This window comes from Qipengyuania zhejiangensis (genome assembly GCF_035607565.1).
In the GTDB taxonomy this organism is placed as follows: domain Bacteria; phylum Pseudomonadota; class Alphaproteobacteria; order Sphingomonadales; family Sphingomonadaceae; genus Qipengyuania; species Qipengyuania zhejiangensis.
Window position 1 is genome coordinate 130878 of sequence record NZ_JAYKGO010000003.1, and the last position, 14026, is coordinate 144903.

Sequence of the window (14026 nt, forward strand, 5' to 3'; positions counted from 1 at the left end):
TTTCCTTTCCAGCGCCCTTTGGGTTTCCTATCGCAACCCGCATGAGCACGCGCGAAACATCGGGGTCTGAAGATCCGATAATTGAATCCCGCGACCAGCTGGTCGCCCCGATGCAGCTTGGCGAAAAGCCGAAGGACGCCTGGCGCATAGGGACGGAGCACGAAAAGCTGGTGTTCCGGCGCGAAGATTTCCGCGCCCCGACCTATGACGAAAAGGGCGGCATCCGCGATATCCTGATGAGCCTGCGCCAGTTCGGCTGGGAGCCGGTGGAAGAAAACGGCAAGGTGATTGCCATGCGCGGGGATGACGGAACGGTCAGCCTCGAACCGGCTGGCCAGCTCGAGCTATCGGGCGCGCCGCTGGAGAACCTGCACGAAACCTGCGCCGAAACGGGGCGTCACCTGACGCAGGTGAAGGAAATCGGCGACGCGTGCGGGGTTGGGTTCCTGGGGCTGGGAATGTGGCCCGACAAGACCCGCGAAGAACTGCCCATCATGCCCAAGGGTCGTTACGAAATCATGCTGCGGCATATGCCGCGAGTGGGATCGATGGGCCTCGACATGATGCTGCGCACCTGCACGATCCAGGTAAACCTCGATTATTCGTCCGAAGCGGACATGGCGCAAAAATTCCGCACCAGCCTGGCGTTGCAACCGCTGGCCACCGCGCTGTTCGCCAATTCGCCCTTCACCGAAGGGAAACCGAACGGTTACCTGTCCTATCGCAGCCACATCTGGAGCGACACCGACCCGCATCGCACCGGGATGCTGCCCTTCGTGTTCGACGACGATTTCGGATACGAACGCTATGTCGATTACATGCTCGACGTGCCGATGTATTTCGTGTTCCGCGACGGCAAATATATCGATGCCGCGGGCCTTAGCTTCCGCGACTTTCTGAAGGGCGAACTTGCAGCCCTACCCGGCGAAAAACCCACGCAGAGCGACTGGTGGGACCACCTGTCCACCGCCTTCCCCGAGGTGCGCCTGAAAAGCTTCCTCGAAATGCGCGGCGCCGATGGCGGTCCGTGGAGCCGGATCTGCGCCCTGCCCGCTTTCTGGGTCGGCTTGCTCTACGATCAGGGCGCGCTCGATGCGTCATGGGATCTCGTGAAGCACTGGACGATGGAAGAACGTGAGGAATTGAGGAACGCAGTGCCCAAGCTTGCGCTGGATGCGGCGATTCCGGGCGGCGGCAAATTGCGTGATCTGGCCAAGGAAGTGCTGGCCATTGCGCGCGCCGGTTTGACCGCGCGCGCGCGCCTGAACACCTCGGGCGACAACGAAACGGGCTTCCTCTCGACGCTCGACGAAATCGTGGCGACCGGGAAGGTGCCGGCGCAAGTGTTGCTCGATCGCTATCATGGCGATTGGCAGGGCGATATCAAACGCGTCTACAAGTACAGCTTCTGAGCGGAGGAACACGGCGATGATCCAGATCAACGGTACGATTTCACTTGCACCCGGCACCGACGACACCCTGATCGACGCTGTGGTTGCCATGGTCCGTGCAAGCCGTGGGGAAGACGGCTGCCTCGACTATACCTTTGCCCGTGATCTTGCCGATCCCGACACGCTTGTCCTGTTCGAACGGTGGCGCGACCGCGAAGCGTTGGCCGCGCACGGCGCTTCGGCGCATATGGCCGAATTTCAGAAGGTCATGGCGGCCAATCCGCCCGTCGGCCGCGATCTCAGGATTTACGAAACCGACGACGGTCAGCCTCTGGGCTGATCATCCGGCGGATTGCAGGCCCAACCGGCGGCGCGGGTCCAGCCAGCCAAACAATCGCGTCAGCGGTGCAGTGATCGCACCGTGGCCGGCCATCCAGGCATGGTATTCGCGATATTTGGCATCTTCGGACAGCAGATGCGCTTCTTCGGTTTTCGCCCGCCAGAAGTAGATGCCGTTGACCACCAGCAGGAAGAAGCAATTGCGTATGGCTTCCACTTCCGAACCGCTGGACACCAGAAACGGCAAGGTCGCAAACCACCAGAAGAGATTCTTCGAAACGTAGGCGGGATGGCGCGTGAAACGGTACGGCCCGTTGGTCAGCACGCCCCGGTACGTCAGGTTTGAAAAGCGCAGGCCGAAAGCGAAGGTCGCCCAGGCGTAGAACCCGGTCAGCAGCACCAGACCCGCGCCCCAGCCGGCCAACGCCACGTCATTGCCTGCAAACCAGTGCGTCCAGCCCGGAGCGTCGAATTCGTAATTGATCGCGCGCCCGTCACCCAGAATGCCCCAGACGAAGGGCGGGTAGCAGATGAGCGCCGCGACCCATCCACCAAGAAACGGATTGCCGCTGCGGATGTGCGCATCGAGCGGACGCATCGTAACGATGTAACCGACGGTCCCGATCATCACATCGATCATGAACATCGCCTCGATGGCGATCAGGGCCATCTTCTCCGGGCTGTGCGCGATGACCGAAAGTTCCGCTTCCACCACGTTGCGAAAGGCAAACGGGATGATCGAAATCATGAATGCGGTGAAGAACCCCTTGATGATCCAGGTTCGCCAATGCGCCTTGACCTGCGCCACGTCCCACCCTTCGCGAAGCAGGACCATGGCTCCGAAATGCCAGGCGTGGTCGCGCCGATTGACCAGGTATCGATCGATCCAGAACAGGTAAGGGATCGACAGGACGATGATCGGTATCGAGGCCCACGCCAGCACGTTGATCGCGAAAACGTAATTCCCGCTCCAGTACCAGCGGCACAGGCAGTAAAGCGCAGCAAGGATCGCCCATGTCGCCCAGATTCCGGCGAGCTTTGTCAACGTAATCCCGTGTTCGGCATTGCGCGCCCTGGCCAACGACCAGTCCAGCCCGGTCGAAGGCCGACGGTGCACCTTGTCGACAAGGGTGGACCACAGCGCCATCGGCAAGGCGGCCGCCACCAGGCCGACCAGTGCGGCGTGCGGTCCCGCCATCGGCGCACGCGGCCCCGGCAGGTTCAGCGCATCGGCAAACTGCGGATAGGCGCGCGCAAAGGCAACCCAGGCAAACAGCCCGGCAAGTCCGACCAACCCGACAGCCGATGAAACATCGCTTTGCGGCCGTGCGGTGGGAATTGAATCCTCTGCGCTCATACCGCTGCGCCGTAACCGATCCTGGTTAACAGACCGGGCACATTCGCGCGGAAATCAACGGAACGCGGTGATCGTTCCGCCGTCGTCGAGGACGTAAAGCGTGTTGTTGGCCACCACCGGAGGAAGGGTTACCGGCTTGTCCAGCTCGTGGAACAGGCTTGCCGAACCTTCTCCCGTGCTGATGCGGTAAATCTCGCCTTCCGAATTCACGACCCAGAGATTGTCGCCAGCCAGGACCGGACCGTTCCAGAAAATCGGTCCCTTCTGGTCTTTCTGATCACGCCAGCGCGGCAGCTGGGTCAGCCAGCGAACCTTGCCGGTGGTGCGCGCAATGGCGAGCAGGCGGGCATCGTCGGTAAGGGTGAAAATCCACTCTCCCGCGATCGCCGGGGTCGAAATGCCCGCAAGGTTCAGTTCCCAGATACGCTGGCCGGTGACCAGTTCATACGCTGCCATGCGGCCACCCTGGCCAAGCGCGTAAACACGCCCCTGATCGATGATCGGATCGGCATCGATATCGGTCAGCGAACCGACCGAGGTGGAGATCGACGTGCGCGCCAGCGCATCGGCCCACAGGGTGCGGCCGTTTTCATAACGATGGGCAATCAATTCGCCCGAGCTGTAACCCGCGATCACGGTGCCCTGGCCAGCGGCCGGCGCGGCGACGCCGAACACGCCCGCAGCGGTCGAAGACCCGGCCTGCTGCCACTGGACAGCGCCATCGGCGGTGTTCAGTGCGACGATCTGGTTATCCTGCGTCATCACGAAAACCGAACCGAACGCGATCGTGGGGGAGCCGCGCAGCGGTCCCGCAGGCTTCACCTTCCACAGTTCCGCGCCGCTGGTCGCATCGAGCGCGATAACATCGCCGGTGCCGGCGGTAAGGAAGACCTTCCCGTTGTCATAGCTGGCGCCGCCGCCGAAGGCCGACGGGCGTACGTCGCTGCTCATGGCCGCGGCGTAGGACCAGCGCCGCGCGCCGGTCTGCGCGTCGAACGCCGACAGTTGGCCGTCACCGCCAACCACGAACATCGATCCGCCGCCGACTACCGGCGATGCGCCAAGGCGCTTGCGATCGCTGCCGCCTTCGACCTGCGCGGTGAAGGCGCGCACGGGTGTGGCGGACAGGGCGAGATGGCCGTAGGATTTGCTGGCGGTACCGCCTGCCTGGGCCCAGCTCGGGTTGACCGTCGCCGGTGGCAGAACGACTGTTACGCCAGCCAGCGCCGGATCGATCTGCGCGCCGCTTTCGATGCGCGACAGGATGGGCGTGCGCTCGCCGAGCGTCGGGGTGGTCTTCTTGTCACCGCCACCGAACAATCCGCCGCTGCACGCCGCAAGCCCAAAGGTCAGGGCCACGGTCAGCGTGCCGCGCAAAATCGCCTGTCGATCCATCCGTACCATTTCTATCGTCCGTTCCGGCCCTTGGCGGCCACTTATTGCGGTGCGGCGGCGACAGCGCCGTCCGCAGGTTCTTCGGTCACACCCTGTTCCTCGAGCAAGGCGTCGACATCCTTGATGGCATCGACACCGAGGACACCGGCCATCTGGCGGGCGCGCGACTTGAGCGATTCGGGGGCGGTTTCATCCTGGGCAATCTGCGCGAACAGCGCGCCAGCTTCGGCCCGCTTGCCCTGATCGAGATAGGCATGACCCACCAGTTCGCCCGCGCTGGCAAAATACTGCTTGCCCGGAACCGCGAGCGGTTTCAGCGCGGCGACAATTTCGGCGCTGCCCATACTGTCGTATTTCGTGGCGACTTCGCGCAACTTGGCCAGATCGCGCAACGCAGAGGGCGCGCTTTCGTTCGCAGCAACGGCAGCGAACAGCCTGGCGGCTTCGTCAGGGCGCGATTGCTGGGCGGCAATGCCGGCGCGCATCATCGCGGCGAAGCTCGATGCGCCCTCGCCGCCTTCGCCAGCCAGCGCTTCGAGCTGGTCGTATCCGCTCTTGAGGTTGCCGGCCTCGACCTGATCGAGCGCGGCGACCAGCACTTCTGCATCCTTTTCCATCGCCGCTTCCTGGCGGCTTTCCCAGAAAAGATATCCGCCAAAGCCTGCCAGCGCCAGAACGAGACCGGCCAGAAGCGGCTTGCCCCATGCGTTCAGGAACTGCTCGGCATCCCCCTGGCGCACGGCATCGTCGACTTCGCGCAGCAACGCCTCGCGCTCGGCTGCGTCGCGCTGGGCCAGTTTTTCTTCGCGGGTGATTTCGGACTTGGGTGTGAGGGCCACGTTGGGCGGGCTCCGCTTTGGTGAATTCAGGTTCGCGGGTCTTTAGGCAGTGCGCCCGTCAAGGGCAATGGTCTGCCGACCCTGTCCCCGTCCGAGTGAACCGCGCATGAAAGGGTTCACAGGTCCCGCCGCATCGCGCTGGAATAAAGGCGGCGGTAGGTGGCGATCATGCGGTCCTGATCGAACTGGGCACGGGCCTTGGCGCGGTTGGCCTCCCCGATCCGGTGCCGCAGTTCCTTGTTGATCGAAAGCTGGAGCAGGGCCTCGGCAAGTTCACCCTCGTCTCGGGCAAGTGAGATGAACTCGGAATTCGGCTCGGAAACGATGTGGGCGATATCGCCAACCGCCGGCGCGGCGATCGGCAGGCCGGCGGCCATGGCCTCCACGACCGAAAGCGGAAACTGCTCAGAATCGCTCGACAGAGCGAAAATGTCGAACAGGCCGATCACCCGTGCCGGATCGGATACCGCACCCGGTACGTGAACACGGTGGTTTACGCCCAGCCGGTCCGCTTCGGCGAGGATCGCGTCGCGCGCCTCCCCCTCGCCCAGAATGACCAGCTGCCAGTGGTCCTGAAGCGGTGCAAACACGCGGACCAGCCGCGGCAAATTCTTGATCGTGCGCAGACCCGCCAGCGTGCCGACCCACATTTCGCCCGGATGCTTGACCAGCCGCAGCGCTTCCTTCTTCGGCCGCATCGCAAACGCCTTGGTATCGATCCCGTTGGGAATGCGCTTCACCCGCCCCAGCGGTTGCTGCCAGTCGACCAGCGCGATTTCTTCCAGTTGCTCGGAAGGAACCACCAGGCCGGCCGCCTTGCCCAGCGCGATACGGCGATACCATGTCCGCCGTTTCTTGAGCTTCTTCAGCTCGGTTTCGTCAAACCCGTCTTCGTGGTGGATAAGCGGCGGAAGGCCGTGAACGTCCTTGAACAAGGTGTGCGCCATCACCGCATCCATGGCGCCCCAATTGTAGGTCAGGACGAGGTCATACCCCTTCATCGCCTTGGCAATTTTCTGCAATCGTCCCGGCAACGGCATGCCCTTCAGGCTGGGGAAGTCCGGCTGGACGGTAACCTTGATGCCCCTGGCAATCCGGTCAGCCGCGCCAAGCCGGTCCGGTTCGGCGGACACGATCGTGTGTCGTGCGTTCGCGCCGAAAGCGTTGATCAACTGGACGCAGCGCACTTCCTTCCCGCCAGCCGCAAACGTCGAATGCAGGTGCAGGATATGCGGCACGCCGCTGCCTTTCCCGCTCACGCAAGGTCCGCCAGCAAGGCATCGATGGCAACGCGTGCCTCGGGCTCGTCCAGCGTGGGCGCATGGCCGATCCCCGGGATCGTGACCGCGCGTGCGCCGGGGGCACGGCTCTGCATCTGGGCAAAGGCATCTTCCGGCAAGAGCCCCGACAAGGCCCCGCGAAGCAACAGCAACGGCTTTGCCGCCAACGCATCGAAAGCGGGCCACAGGTCCGGCGGAACCGCGTTGCTGTCCGCCGCCATGATCGGCTCGGCAATTTTCATGTCGTAATCGAACACGATGCGGCCGCTGCTCGACAGCGTCATCCCGCGTTTGGCCATCGCGATCCATTCGTCGATGGTGAACCGAGGGAAGGACGCGGCGTGCACCTCTTCCAGCGCGCGCGCGGCGTGCATCCATGTCGGGAAGCTGCGCCCCTGCCCGACATAGCCCTTGATAGAATCGAGACCCGCGGGGTCGAGCACCGGCCCGATGTCGTTGAGCACGGCGCCCACCACGCGGTCGGGCTGGAACTGCGAAAGGATCATCGTGATCAGGCCGCCCATCGACGTCCCGATCGAAACGAACCGGTCGATTGCCTCCTGCTCCAGCAGCGCCATCAGGTCCGCGACATAGGTCGGCGGGGAATAGGTGGCGGGATCGCTCGCGTATTCGCTTTCACCGCGTCCGCGCATTTCGGGCACGATCACCCGCCAGCCCTGCGCGGCGATATGATCGGCAAGCGCTTCGAAATCGCGCGCGTTGCGGGTCAGCCCGTGAAGGCAGATGACCGGCGGGCGGTCTGCGTTTCCGGCATAATCGCGGAAATGTAGGGTGAGACCGTCGGCGCTCTGCCACGTGCGGTCGGTGTAACTCTTGTCCATGGGTGGCGGCGCATGTCCCGTCGCAATTGCGTGTCGCGCCCTTGTGCCGGACGCGCTCACCGCCCACTATTGCTTTATGCGAGCCGAACCGCAAGCCGCGAGCTATCGCCCCGACACTCCGATCGACGCCCTGGCCCCCTGGCTGGGAGATCCGGTGGCCGCCGCCGATTTTCCCGATACACGGCTGCGTTTCCGGAATGACCGCCACGCCGCCGCGGTGGGACTGGCGGATATGGACGATGCCGAATGGTGCCGCCATTTCGGGCGGTACGAACCGCTCGACGGCAATCTGCCGCAGCCCCTGGCGCTGCGGTATCATGGCCACCAGTTCCGTGTGTACAACCCCGAAATCGGCGACGGTCGCGGCTTTCTGTTCGCACAGATGCGCGGCGGCGATGGACGCCTGCTCGACCTTGGCACCAAGGGGTCGGGCCAGACCCCGTGGAGCCGCGATGGGGATGGACGGCTCACGCTGAAGGGCGCGGTGCGCGAGATCCTCGCCACGGAAATGCTCGAGGCGCTTGGGGTGTACACCTCGAAGACGTTCAGCGTGGTCGAAACGGGAGAGGAATTGTGGCGCAGCGACGAACCGTCGCCGACGCGGTCCGCCGCCTTGACCCGGCTGAACCACGGCCACATCCGCATCGGCACCTTCCAGCGCCTGCTCGCGCTGGAGGAACGCGATCACATGGCGCAGCTGGTCGATTATTGCCTGGCCCAGTTCCCCGGCCCTCCTCCGCCCGCCGATGCCCCCGGGCGCGACGAGCCGGCGGTGCGGCTCATGCACCACGTCGTCGAAAGGATGGCCGATCTGGCGGCAAGCTGGATGGTCGCAGGCTTTGTCCACGGCGTTCTCAACACCGACAACATGAACGTCAGCGGCGAAAGCTTCGATTACGGCCCGTGGCGATTCCTGCCGCGTTGGGATCCCGGCTTCACCGCCGCCTATTTCGACCATTCGGGCCTTTATGCCTTTGGTCGTCAGCCCGAAGCGCTGCACTGGAACTGCGGCCAGTTTGCTGTTGCGTTGCGGATGCTGGCCGATTCTGCACCCCTCATCGCCGCGATGGAGCGGTTCGGCGCCTTGTACATGGAAGCCATCGGGCGCCGCTGGTGCTGGCGGCTGGGCGTGACGCCGCGCGGCACCGAAGCGGACACCGCGCTCGTATCCGCTTGCGAAGCGGCGCTGCAGGCCGGCCGCGAAAACCCCGACGCGTTTTTCCTGCGTCATCGCGGAGGCCGTGACGCAAGCGGAACGCTGGCCGATGCACTGTCCGGTTACGAACCGACCGACACATCGCACCCCTATTGGTCCGACGATGCCCCCCAATCGATGCTGGTCGACGAAGTGGAGGCCATCTGGTCCGCAATCGACGAACGCGACGACTGGCAGCCGCTTCACGGCAAGGTGGCCGCGCTGCGCCGAATGGGCGAAGCGCACGGGGAGCCGCCAGCGCCCGCCGGACATGAATGAGCAAGGTCAAAACTGTATTTGACGCCCTGCACCCGGTATCTCATAGGCCGGGCGCGCAAGAAAACGGGCCGCAGGAAGGTTGATAGTGTCTGAAATGGAACTGGTTTCCCACGAACCCGCAACCGGTGCTGAAATCTGGCGCGGAGCCGCGGGCAATGTCGACCACGCAATCGAACGGGCGCGCGATGCCATGCGCGACTGGGCGCGCCTGCCGCTGGCGCAGCGGGTCGAACTCATGCGACGCTTTGCCAACACCGTCCGCAAACACGCGGATGATTTCGCGGAACTGATTGCTCGCGAAGCGGGCAAACCCTTGTGGGAAGCGCGCACCGAAGTCGAAGCCGTGATCGGCAAGGTCGATATTTCGGTTACCGCATACGCCGAACGCACCGGCCAGAAGAAATTGAACAGCGCGCTGCAAGGCACCGCTGCGCTGCGGCACAAGCCACACGGGCTGATGGTGGTGCTGGGGCCCTATAACTTCCCCGCGCACCTTCCCAATGGCCACATCGTGCCGGCGTTGATCGCGGGCAACGTGGTCATTTTCAAGCCGAGCGAGAAGACCCCCGCCGTGGGCGAATTCCTGACGCGCTGCTTCCACGAAGCGGGCGTTCCCGAAGGCGTGATCCAGTGCATCCACGGCGCTGTGGACACGGGCCAGGCGCTGGTCGAACACGACGGCGTCGACGGCGTTCTGTTCACGGGTTCGGCGCGCGCGGGCATCGCGATCAACCGCAAGCTCGCCACCAATCCGGGCAAGATCGTCGCGCTGGAGATGGGCGGCAACAACCCCATCGTCGTCATCGACACGCCCAAACTTCAGGACGCAGCCGTGACGATCGTCCAATCGGCGTTCACATCGGCGGGCCAGCGTTGCACGGCTGCGCGGCGCCTGATCGTAATCGATTCCATGTTCGACGCCATGGTCGCCGAAGTGAAGCAGCTGGCCGAACGCCTGATCGTCGACGAACCCTTCGCCGATCCCCAGCCGTTCATGGGCTGCGTGATCGACAACGCGGCCGCCGACCTGATGTCGGAAAGCTTCGTTGCGCTGATGGGTCGCGGCGGTAAACCGGTGATGCACATGAAGCGCCCGGACGAAAAGCTGCCGTTCCTTTCGCCGTCGATCCTCGATGCCACGGATATTTCCAACCGGCCCGACATCGAATTGTTCGGTCCGCTGCTGCAGGTCATCCGCGTCGCCGATTTCGACGAGGCGATCAAGGAAGCCAACAACACGCGTTACGGCCTTTCGGCGTCACTGATCGGCGGCGGACCCCAGGATTTCGAGATTTTCTGGCATGAAATCCGTGCCGGTATCGTCAATTGGAACCGACCGACCAATGGCGCATCTTCGGCGGCACCTTTTGGCGGAGTAGGGCTGTCGGGCAATCATCGTCCGGCGGCGTATTACGCGGCCGACTATTGCGCCTATCCCGTGGCAAGCACGGAAATGGAACAGCCCCGCGCAACGATTGGCGTCGGCCTCAAATAACGCAACGACCTGCGGCGCGATCGCCGCGCGCGATCAGTTGGTGGTGACGAGATCGATCTGGGTCACGCCGGAATCGAGGCGGCGACCGTACACGACATAGGCCGATTGGCCCTTTGTCCCGCTCAGCACGTTGTCGCCCGCCTTTACCACGTGGTCGACACCGAACCCGGCGTCCCGCGCACGGGAACTGTAGAACGCCAGCACATCGTCCAGTGCAACCGGCGTGTAGAAGGTGACGATCCTCAACGCGCACTCGCCCTCGTCGCTTCCGGCGGCTTCCTGGGTGTTGCCGCGGGGATAGACCGGGAATGCGGTGGGAAGCCTGGCCGCCCACGAAGCGCTGTATTTGACGCTCGCGGCGCAATTCGCCCCGCCCGGTGCCACGGCGGCCTGTGCCGCCGCGATCATGGCGGCGCTGTCGGGCGCATTTTCGGCCAGTTGGCGCGCAGCGGGCGCCGGCTTCAGGCTCTCGGTCCCGCCCACGAGTTCGGCCGCGCGCGTCCGCGCCGCATCCACTGCGCGCTGGCTCTTGTCGATATCGGGAATGGCGGCGTTGCCTGTGCCCGAGAGCGCGGCGTTCGCTTCGTTGTTTCCGGCAAGATCCGGGTCGGTCAGCAGCTCGTCGTTCAACGCCTGTTCGCTGGCCGGGTCGATCGCGTTTGCCGCATCATCGCCCTCGCCGCCGCCGCTGCATGCGGCCAGCAAGGCAATCGGGGCAATCGTGGCAACGAAACGGAAGGTCATCGGTGTTCTCCGGCTGTGTTGGCTTCGCTCTGCGGTGCGAACCGTTGCAATTCCAGCGGCATCGCGCGGGTTGCATCATAGCGGGACAAACATGGCAGGAAAGAAAAAGGGCGCCGCCGGTCCCCCTCATGGGAACAGACGACGCCCTCCGCGGCTCGGTGGGAACCGCCCACGGTCGTGGGTGGGCACGACCGAAGTTGAAATCATGGAATAACGCTTATCCGCAACGGGTGTTCGACCGGTCGATCGAACGACCCAGGAGCGCGCCCGCTACGCCGCCAAGGACAGCGCCCAGGGTCCGGTCGCCGCGGCCCGCCACTTCGTGGCCGAGCAACGCGCCGACACCTGCACCGACCAACAGGCCCGTGGTGCCGTTTTCGCGCTGGCAGTAATAACGGCCATCCTGCCCGCGCCAGACGCGCGTGTCACGGTGGACCGGCTGCCCGTAATTGCTCGCATAGCCAACGTAATAGGGGCGCGACTGGCGGTAATCGCGCCGGTCGCCGTAGCGACGGTCATCGTAGCGACGGTCATCGTAGTGACGATCGCCGCGATGGCGTTTCCAGTCCTTGCGATGCTTCTTGCCGTGCTCATACGTCAGGTCGCCATAGACGGCGTCGGCGCTGGCATAGGTCGATGCGTGCGTGGCTGGGGCGGCGGCTGCAGGGGCCGAAAGCGCGAGGCCGGTTGCGGCCAGCACCATGGTGGAAAGCTTGAAGGGATTGGCCATCGTCTGCGTCCTTTTTATCATTCTGATCGGTAACTGTTGGTTCGTTATGGTTCAGCTTTAACCCCCACAATCTGAACGGAATGCAACAGGCTTGTCAGATTCCGGATTTGCGATGAGGCGAGTTTCTGGCAGCGACGAATTGACGCTTGCCGGGCCATCTGCGGGCCCGTAGGCGCCATGGCGACATGCAGCAGAAACCCGCCCATCTCGATCGCACCGGCCTGGGCGCAGCGTTTACAGCCTATCTGATCTGGGGGTTTCTGCCGCTTTACCTGATCCTGGTGAAGAGCGTGCCGCCATTCGAATTCGTCGGATGGCGGATCATTTTCACGCTTCCACTGTGCCTTGCGATCGTGCTCTTTCGCAAACAGGTCCCCGAAGTCCGTGCCGCGCTTGCCGATCGGAAATCGCTCCGTTGGCTTGCGCTCAGCGCCACGCTCATCGCGGTGAACTGGGTGGTCTATGTGTGGGCGATCCAGACGGGCCACGTCTATGCGGCCAGCCTCGGGTACTACATCAACCCGTTGGTCAATGTGCTGCTCGGCACGCTCCTGCTCGGCGAAAAGCTGACGCGGCTTCAGTGGGCTGCGGTTGCGCTTGCGGCGCTCGGCGTTTCGATGCTGCTTGGCGGCGCGCTGACAACGCTCTGGATCAGCCTGACCCTGGCGCTCAGCTTTGGCACTTACGGCCTTATTCGCAAGCAGGTGCCGGTCGGCTCGTTACCCGGCCTCACCATCGAATCACTTCTGCTTCTGGTGCCAGCGGGTGCCGTTGCCTGGTATTACGCCACGCTTCCCGCAGGGTCGGCCTTCGGACAGGACACCGGCCTGAGCATGGCGATCGCGCTCGGCGGGGCGCTGACGGCGTTTCCGTTGCTGATGTTCGCCATTGCCGCGCGCAAGCTGCCGTATTCCACGCTTGGCTTTATCCAGTTCCTCGCGCCCAGCATCGTTTTCGTCCTGGGATTGACCGTCTTCGGCGAAGAGCTGAAGCCGGCGCAGGCGGCGTGTTTTGCGTGTATCTGGGCGGCCGCCGGGATCTTTGTCTGGGACCTCGCCAGCCGGTCTAGGAAGCAAACCGCCAGCTGAGTGTTTCGCCAGCGTGGAAGGGTACGATCATCGCCCCTCCCCCGTCGACTTCGGCGGGAACTTCCTGGGCCACCTTTTCGAGTGTGACCGTGCCTTCGTTGACCGGAAGCCCATAGAAATGCGGGCCGTTGAGCGAAGCGAAACCTTCGAACCGGTCAATCGCCCCCTCCTCGTCGAACACGGCGAGGTAGCTTTCCAGCGCATGGGGCGCGTTGAAGATACCCGCGCATCCACAATCCGATTCCTTTGCCCCACGGTGGTGCGGCGCGCTGTCCGTTCCGAGGAAGAATTTGGCCGAACCGCCGGTTGCCGCAGCCCGCAGCGCCAGGCGATGCTCTTCGCGCTTCGCCACGGGCAGGCAATACAGGTGCGGCCTGATGCCCCCGACGAGGATATCGTTCCGGTTGATATGCAGGTGTTGCGGGGTGATGGTTGCGCCGACGTTGGGGCCGGACGCTGCGACAAAGTCGGCGGCCTGCCGGGTGGTTATATGTTCGAAGATCACCTTCAATTGCGGCAGACGCGCAACCAGCGGTTCGAGGACGCGATCGATGAACACCGCTTCGCGATCGAAGATGTCGATATCGGCATGGGTCACCTCACCGTGGACGCACAACGGCATTCCGATTTCGGCCATCCGTTCCAGAACACCGGCGATGTTGGTGACATCGGTAACGCCATGGGCCGAATTGGTGGTGGCGCCTGCGGGGTACAACTTCGCGGCGGTCAGCACCCCGTCGGCAAAACCTGCGGCAAGATCGTCCGCATCGCTCTGGTCGGTGAGATACGCAGTCATCAGCGGGGTGAAATCCATGCCCTGGGGCACGGCATCCACGATCCTGTCACGATAAGCTGCGGCCAGCGCGCTGGTCGTGACCGGCGGCGACAGGTTGGGCATCACGATCGCACGACCGAACTGGCGCGCGGTATAGGGCACGACAGCGCGCATGGTGGCCCCGTCACGGAAATGCAGGTGCCAGTCGTCGGGGCGGCGGATCGTCAGCGATTCGGATGCATGGCTCATGGGAAGTTGCCTATGACGGGCAGGCGCC

Annotated in this window: 13 protein-coding genes; 5 read left to right on the forward strand and 8 right to left on the reverse strand. The window is 63.9% G+C overall.

The annotated features are described in order from the left end of the window. The first annotated feature begins 41 nt into the window (after nucleotides 1-41). Nucleotides 42-1412, forward strand: a complete 1371-nt coding sequence (locus VR863_RS08285; protein WP_324827994.1) for a glutamate--cysteine ligase — start codon at nucleotides 42-44, stop codon at nucleotides 1410-1412. A gap of 16 nt (nucleotides 1413-1428) precedes the next feature. After that, nucleotides 1429-1731 (forward strand): putative quinol monooxygenase, encoded by a 303-nt coding sequence (locus VR863_RS08290; protein ID WP_324827995.1) that lies wholly within the window; start codon nucleotides 1429-1431, stop codon nucleotides 1729-1731. Here the strand turns inward: VR863_RS08290 and VR863_RS08295 are convergent, their stop codons facing one another. From VR863_RS08295 to VR863_RS08315, 5 genes are all read right to left on the reverse strand, one after another. After that, the gene (locus tag VR863_RS08295; protein ID WP_324827996.1) at nucleotides 1732-3087 is read right to left on the reverse strand and encodes a methyltransferase family protein; all 1356 of its coding nucleotides are present in this window, start codon (nucleotides 3085-3087) and stop codon (nucleotides 1732-1734) included. Between the two features lie 54 nt (nucleotides 3088-3141). After that, nucleotides 3142-4482 (reverse strand): outer membrane protein assembly factor BamB family protein, encoded by a 1341-nt coding sequence (locus VR863_RS08300; RefSeq protein WP_434785004.1) that lies wholly within the window; start codon nucleotides 4480-4482, stop codon nucleotides 3142-3144. A 41-nt stretch (nucleotides 4483-4523) separates the two neighbouring features. Then, on the reverse strand, nucleotides 4524-5321 hold the full coding sequence (locus VR863_RS08305; RefSeq protein ID WP_324827998.1) for a tetratricopeptide repeat protein: 798 nt from the start codon (nucleotides 5319-5321) through the stop codon (nucleotides 4524-4526). A 116-nt stretch (nucleotides 5322-5437) separates the two neighbouring features. Further along, the gene (locus VR863_RS08310) at nucleotides 5438-6580 is read right to left on the reverse strand and encodes a glycosyltransferase (RefSeq protein ID WP_324827999.1); all 1143 of its coding nucleotides are present in this window, start codon (nucleotides 6578-6580) and stop codon (nucleotides 5438-5440) included. Continuing rightward, the gene (locus VR863_RS08315) at nucleotides 6577-7443 is read right to left on the reverse strand and encodes an alpha/beta fold hydrolase (protein ID WP_324828000.1); all 867 of its coding nucleotides are present in this window, start codon (nucleotides 7441-7443) and stop codon (nucleotides 6577-6579) included. The genes VR863_RS08310 and VR863_RS08315 overlap by 4 nt, the downstream gene beginning before the upstream one ends. Before the next feature lie 76 nt (nucleotides 7444-7519). Here VR863_RS08315 and VR863_RS08320 point away from each other — a divergent pair, with 76 nt between their 5' ends. Then, nucleotides 7520-8917: a protein adenylyltransferase SelO family protein gene (locus tag VR863_RS08320; protein ID WP_324828001.1), complete on the forward strand. Its 1398-nt coding sequence runs from the start codon at nucleotides 7520-7522 to the stop codon at nucleotides 8915-8917. A 94-nt stretch (nucleotides 8918-9011) separates the two neighbouring features. Continuing rightward, nucleotides 9012-10412 (forward strand): succinylglutamate-semialdehyde dehydrogenase, encoded by a 1401-nt coding sequence (astD, locus tag VR863_RS08325; RefSeq protein ID WP_324829244.1) that lies wholly within the window; start codon nucleotides 9012-9014, stop codon nucleotides 10410-10412. A gap of 33 nt (nucleotides 10413-10445) precedes the next feature. On the opposite strand, the gene VR863_RS08330 is transcribed toward astD, so the two are convergent. Together VR863_RS08330 and VR863_RS08335 are read right to left on the reverse strand one after the other, a co-directional pair. Further along, entirely contained in the window at nucleotides 10446-11156 is a 711-nt protein-coding gene (locus tag VR863_RS08330; RefSeq protein WP_324828002.1) for a hypothetical protein, read from the reverse strand. A gap of 217 nt (nucleotides 11157-11373) precedes the next feature. Continuing rightward, nucleotides 11374-11886: a glycine zipper 2TM domain-containing protein gene (locus VR863_RS08335; RefSeq protein WP_324828003.1), complete on the reverse strand. Its 513-nt coding sequence runs from the start codon at nucleotides 11884-11886 to the stop codon at nucleotides 11374-11376. Between the two features lie 185 nt (nucleotides 11887-12071). Here VR863_RS08335 and rarD point away from each other — a divergent pair, with 185 nt between their 5' ends. After that, the gene (gene rarD / locus VR863_RS08340) at nucleotides 12072-12974 is read left to right on the forward strand and encodes an EamA family transporter RarD (RefSeq protein ID WP_324828004.1); all 903 of its coding nucleotides are present in this window, start codon (nucleotides 12072-12074) and stop codon (nucleotides 12972-12974) included. On the opposite strand, the gene pyrC is transcribed toward rarD, so the two are convergent. Continuing rightward, nucleotides 12952-13998 carry a dihydroorotase gene (pyrC, locus tag VR863_RS08345; protein WP_324828005.1) on the reverse strand — a complete coding sequence of 349 codons (1047 nt, stop codon included), beginning with the start codon at nucleotides 13996-13998 and terminating at the stop codon, nucleotides 12952-12954. The genes rarD and pyrC overlap by 23 nt on opposite strands. Nucleotides 13999-14026: the final 28 nt, after the last annotated feature.

Bases quoted from the DNA above. Each gene is read 5' to 3' on its own strand.
- VR863_RS08285 (WP_324827994.1), top strand. From the start codon at position 42: ATGAGCACGCGCGAAACATCGGGGTCTGAAGATCCGATAATTGAATCC.
- VR863_RS08290 (WP_324827995.1), top strand. From the start codon at position 1,429: ATGATCCAGATCAACGGTACGATTTCACTTGCACCCGGCACCGACGAC.
- VR863_RS08295 (WP_324827996.1), bottom strand. From the start codon at position 3,087: ATGAGCGCAGAGGATTCAATTCCCACCGCACGGCCGCAAAGCGATGTT.
- VR863_RS08300 (WP_434785004.1), bottom strand. From the start codon at position 4,482: ATGGATCGACAGGCGATTTTGCGCGGCACGCTGACCGTGGCCCTGACC.
- VR863_RS08315 (WP_324828000.1), bottom strand. From the start codon at position 7,443: ATGGACAAGAGTTACACCGACCGCACGTGGCAGAGCGCCGACGGTCTC.
- VR863_RS08320 (WP_324828001.1), top strand. From the start codon at position 7,520: ATGCGAGCCGAACCGCAAGCCGCGAGCTATCGCCCCGACACTCCGATC.
- astD (WP_324829244.1), top strand. From the start codon at position 9,012: ATGGAACTGGTTTCCCACGAACCCGCAACCGGTGCTGAAATCTGGCGC.
- VR863_RS08330 (WP_324828002.1), bottom strand. From the start codon at position 11,156: ATGACCTTCCGTTTCGTTGCCACGATTGCCCCGATTGCCTTGCTGGCC.
- VR863_RS08335 (WP_324828003.1), bottom strand. From the start codon at position 11,886: ATGGCCAATCCCTTCAAGCTTTCCACCATGGTGCTGGCCGCAACCGGC.
- rarD (WP_324828004.1), top strand. From the start codon at position 12,072: ATGCAGCAGAAACCCGCCCATCTCGATCGCACCGGCCTGGGCGCAGCG.
- pyrC (WP_324828005.1), bottom strand. From the start codon at position 13,998: ATGAGCCATGCATCCGAATCGCTGACGATCCGCCGCCCCGACGACTGG.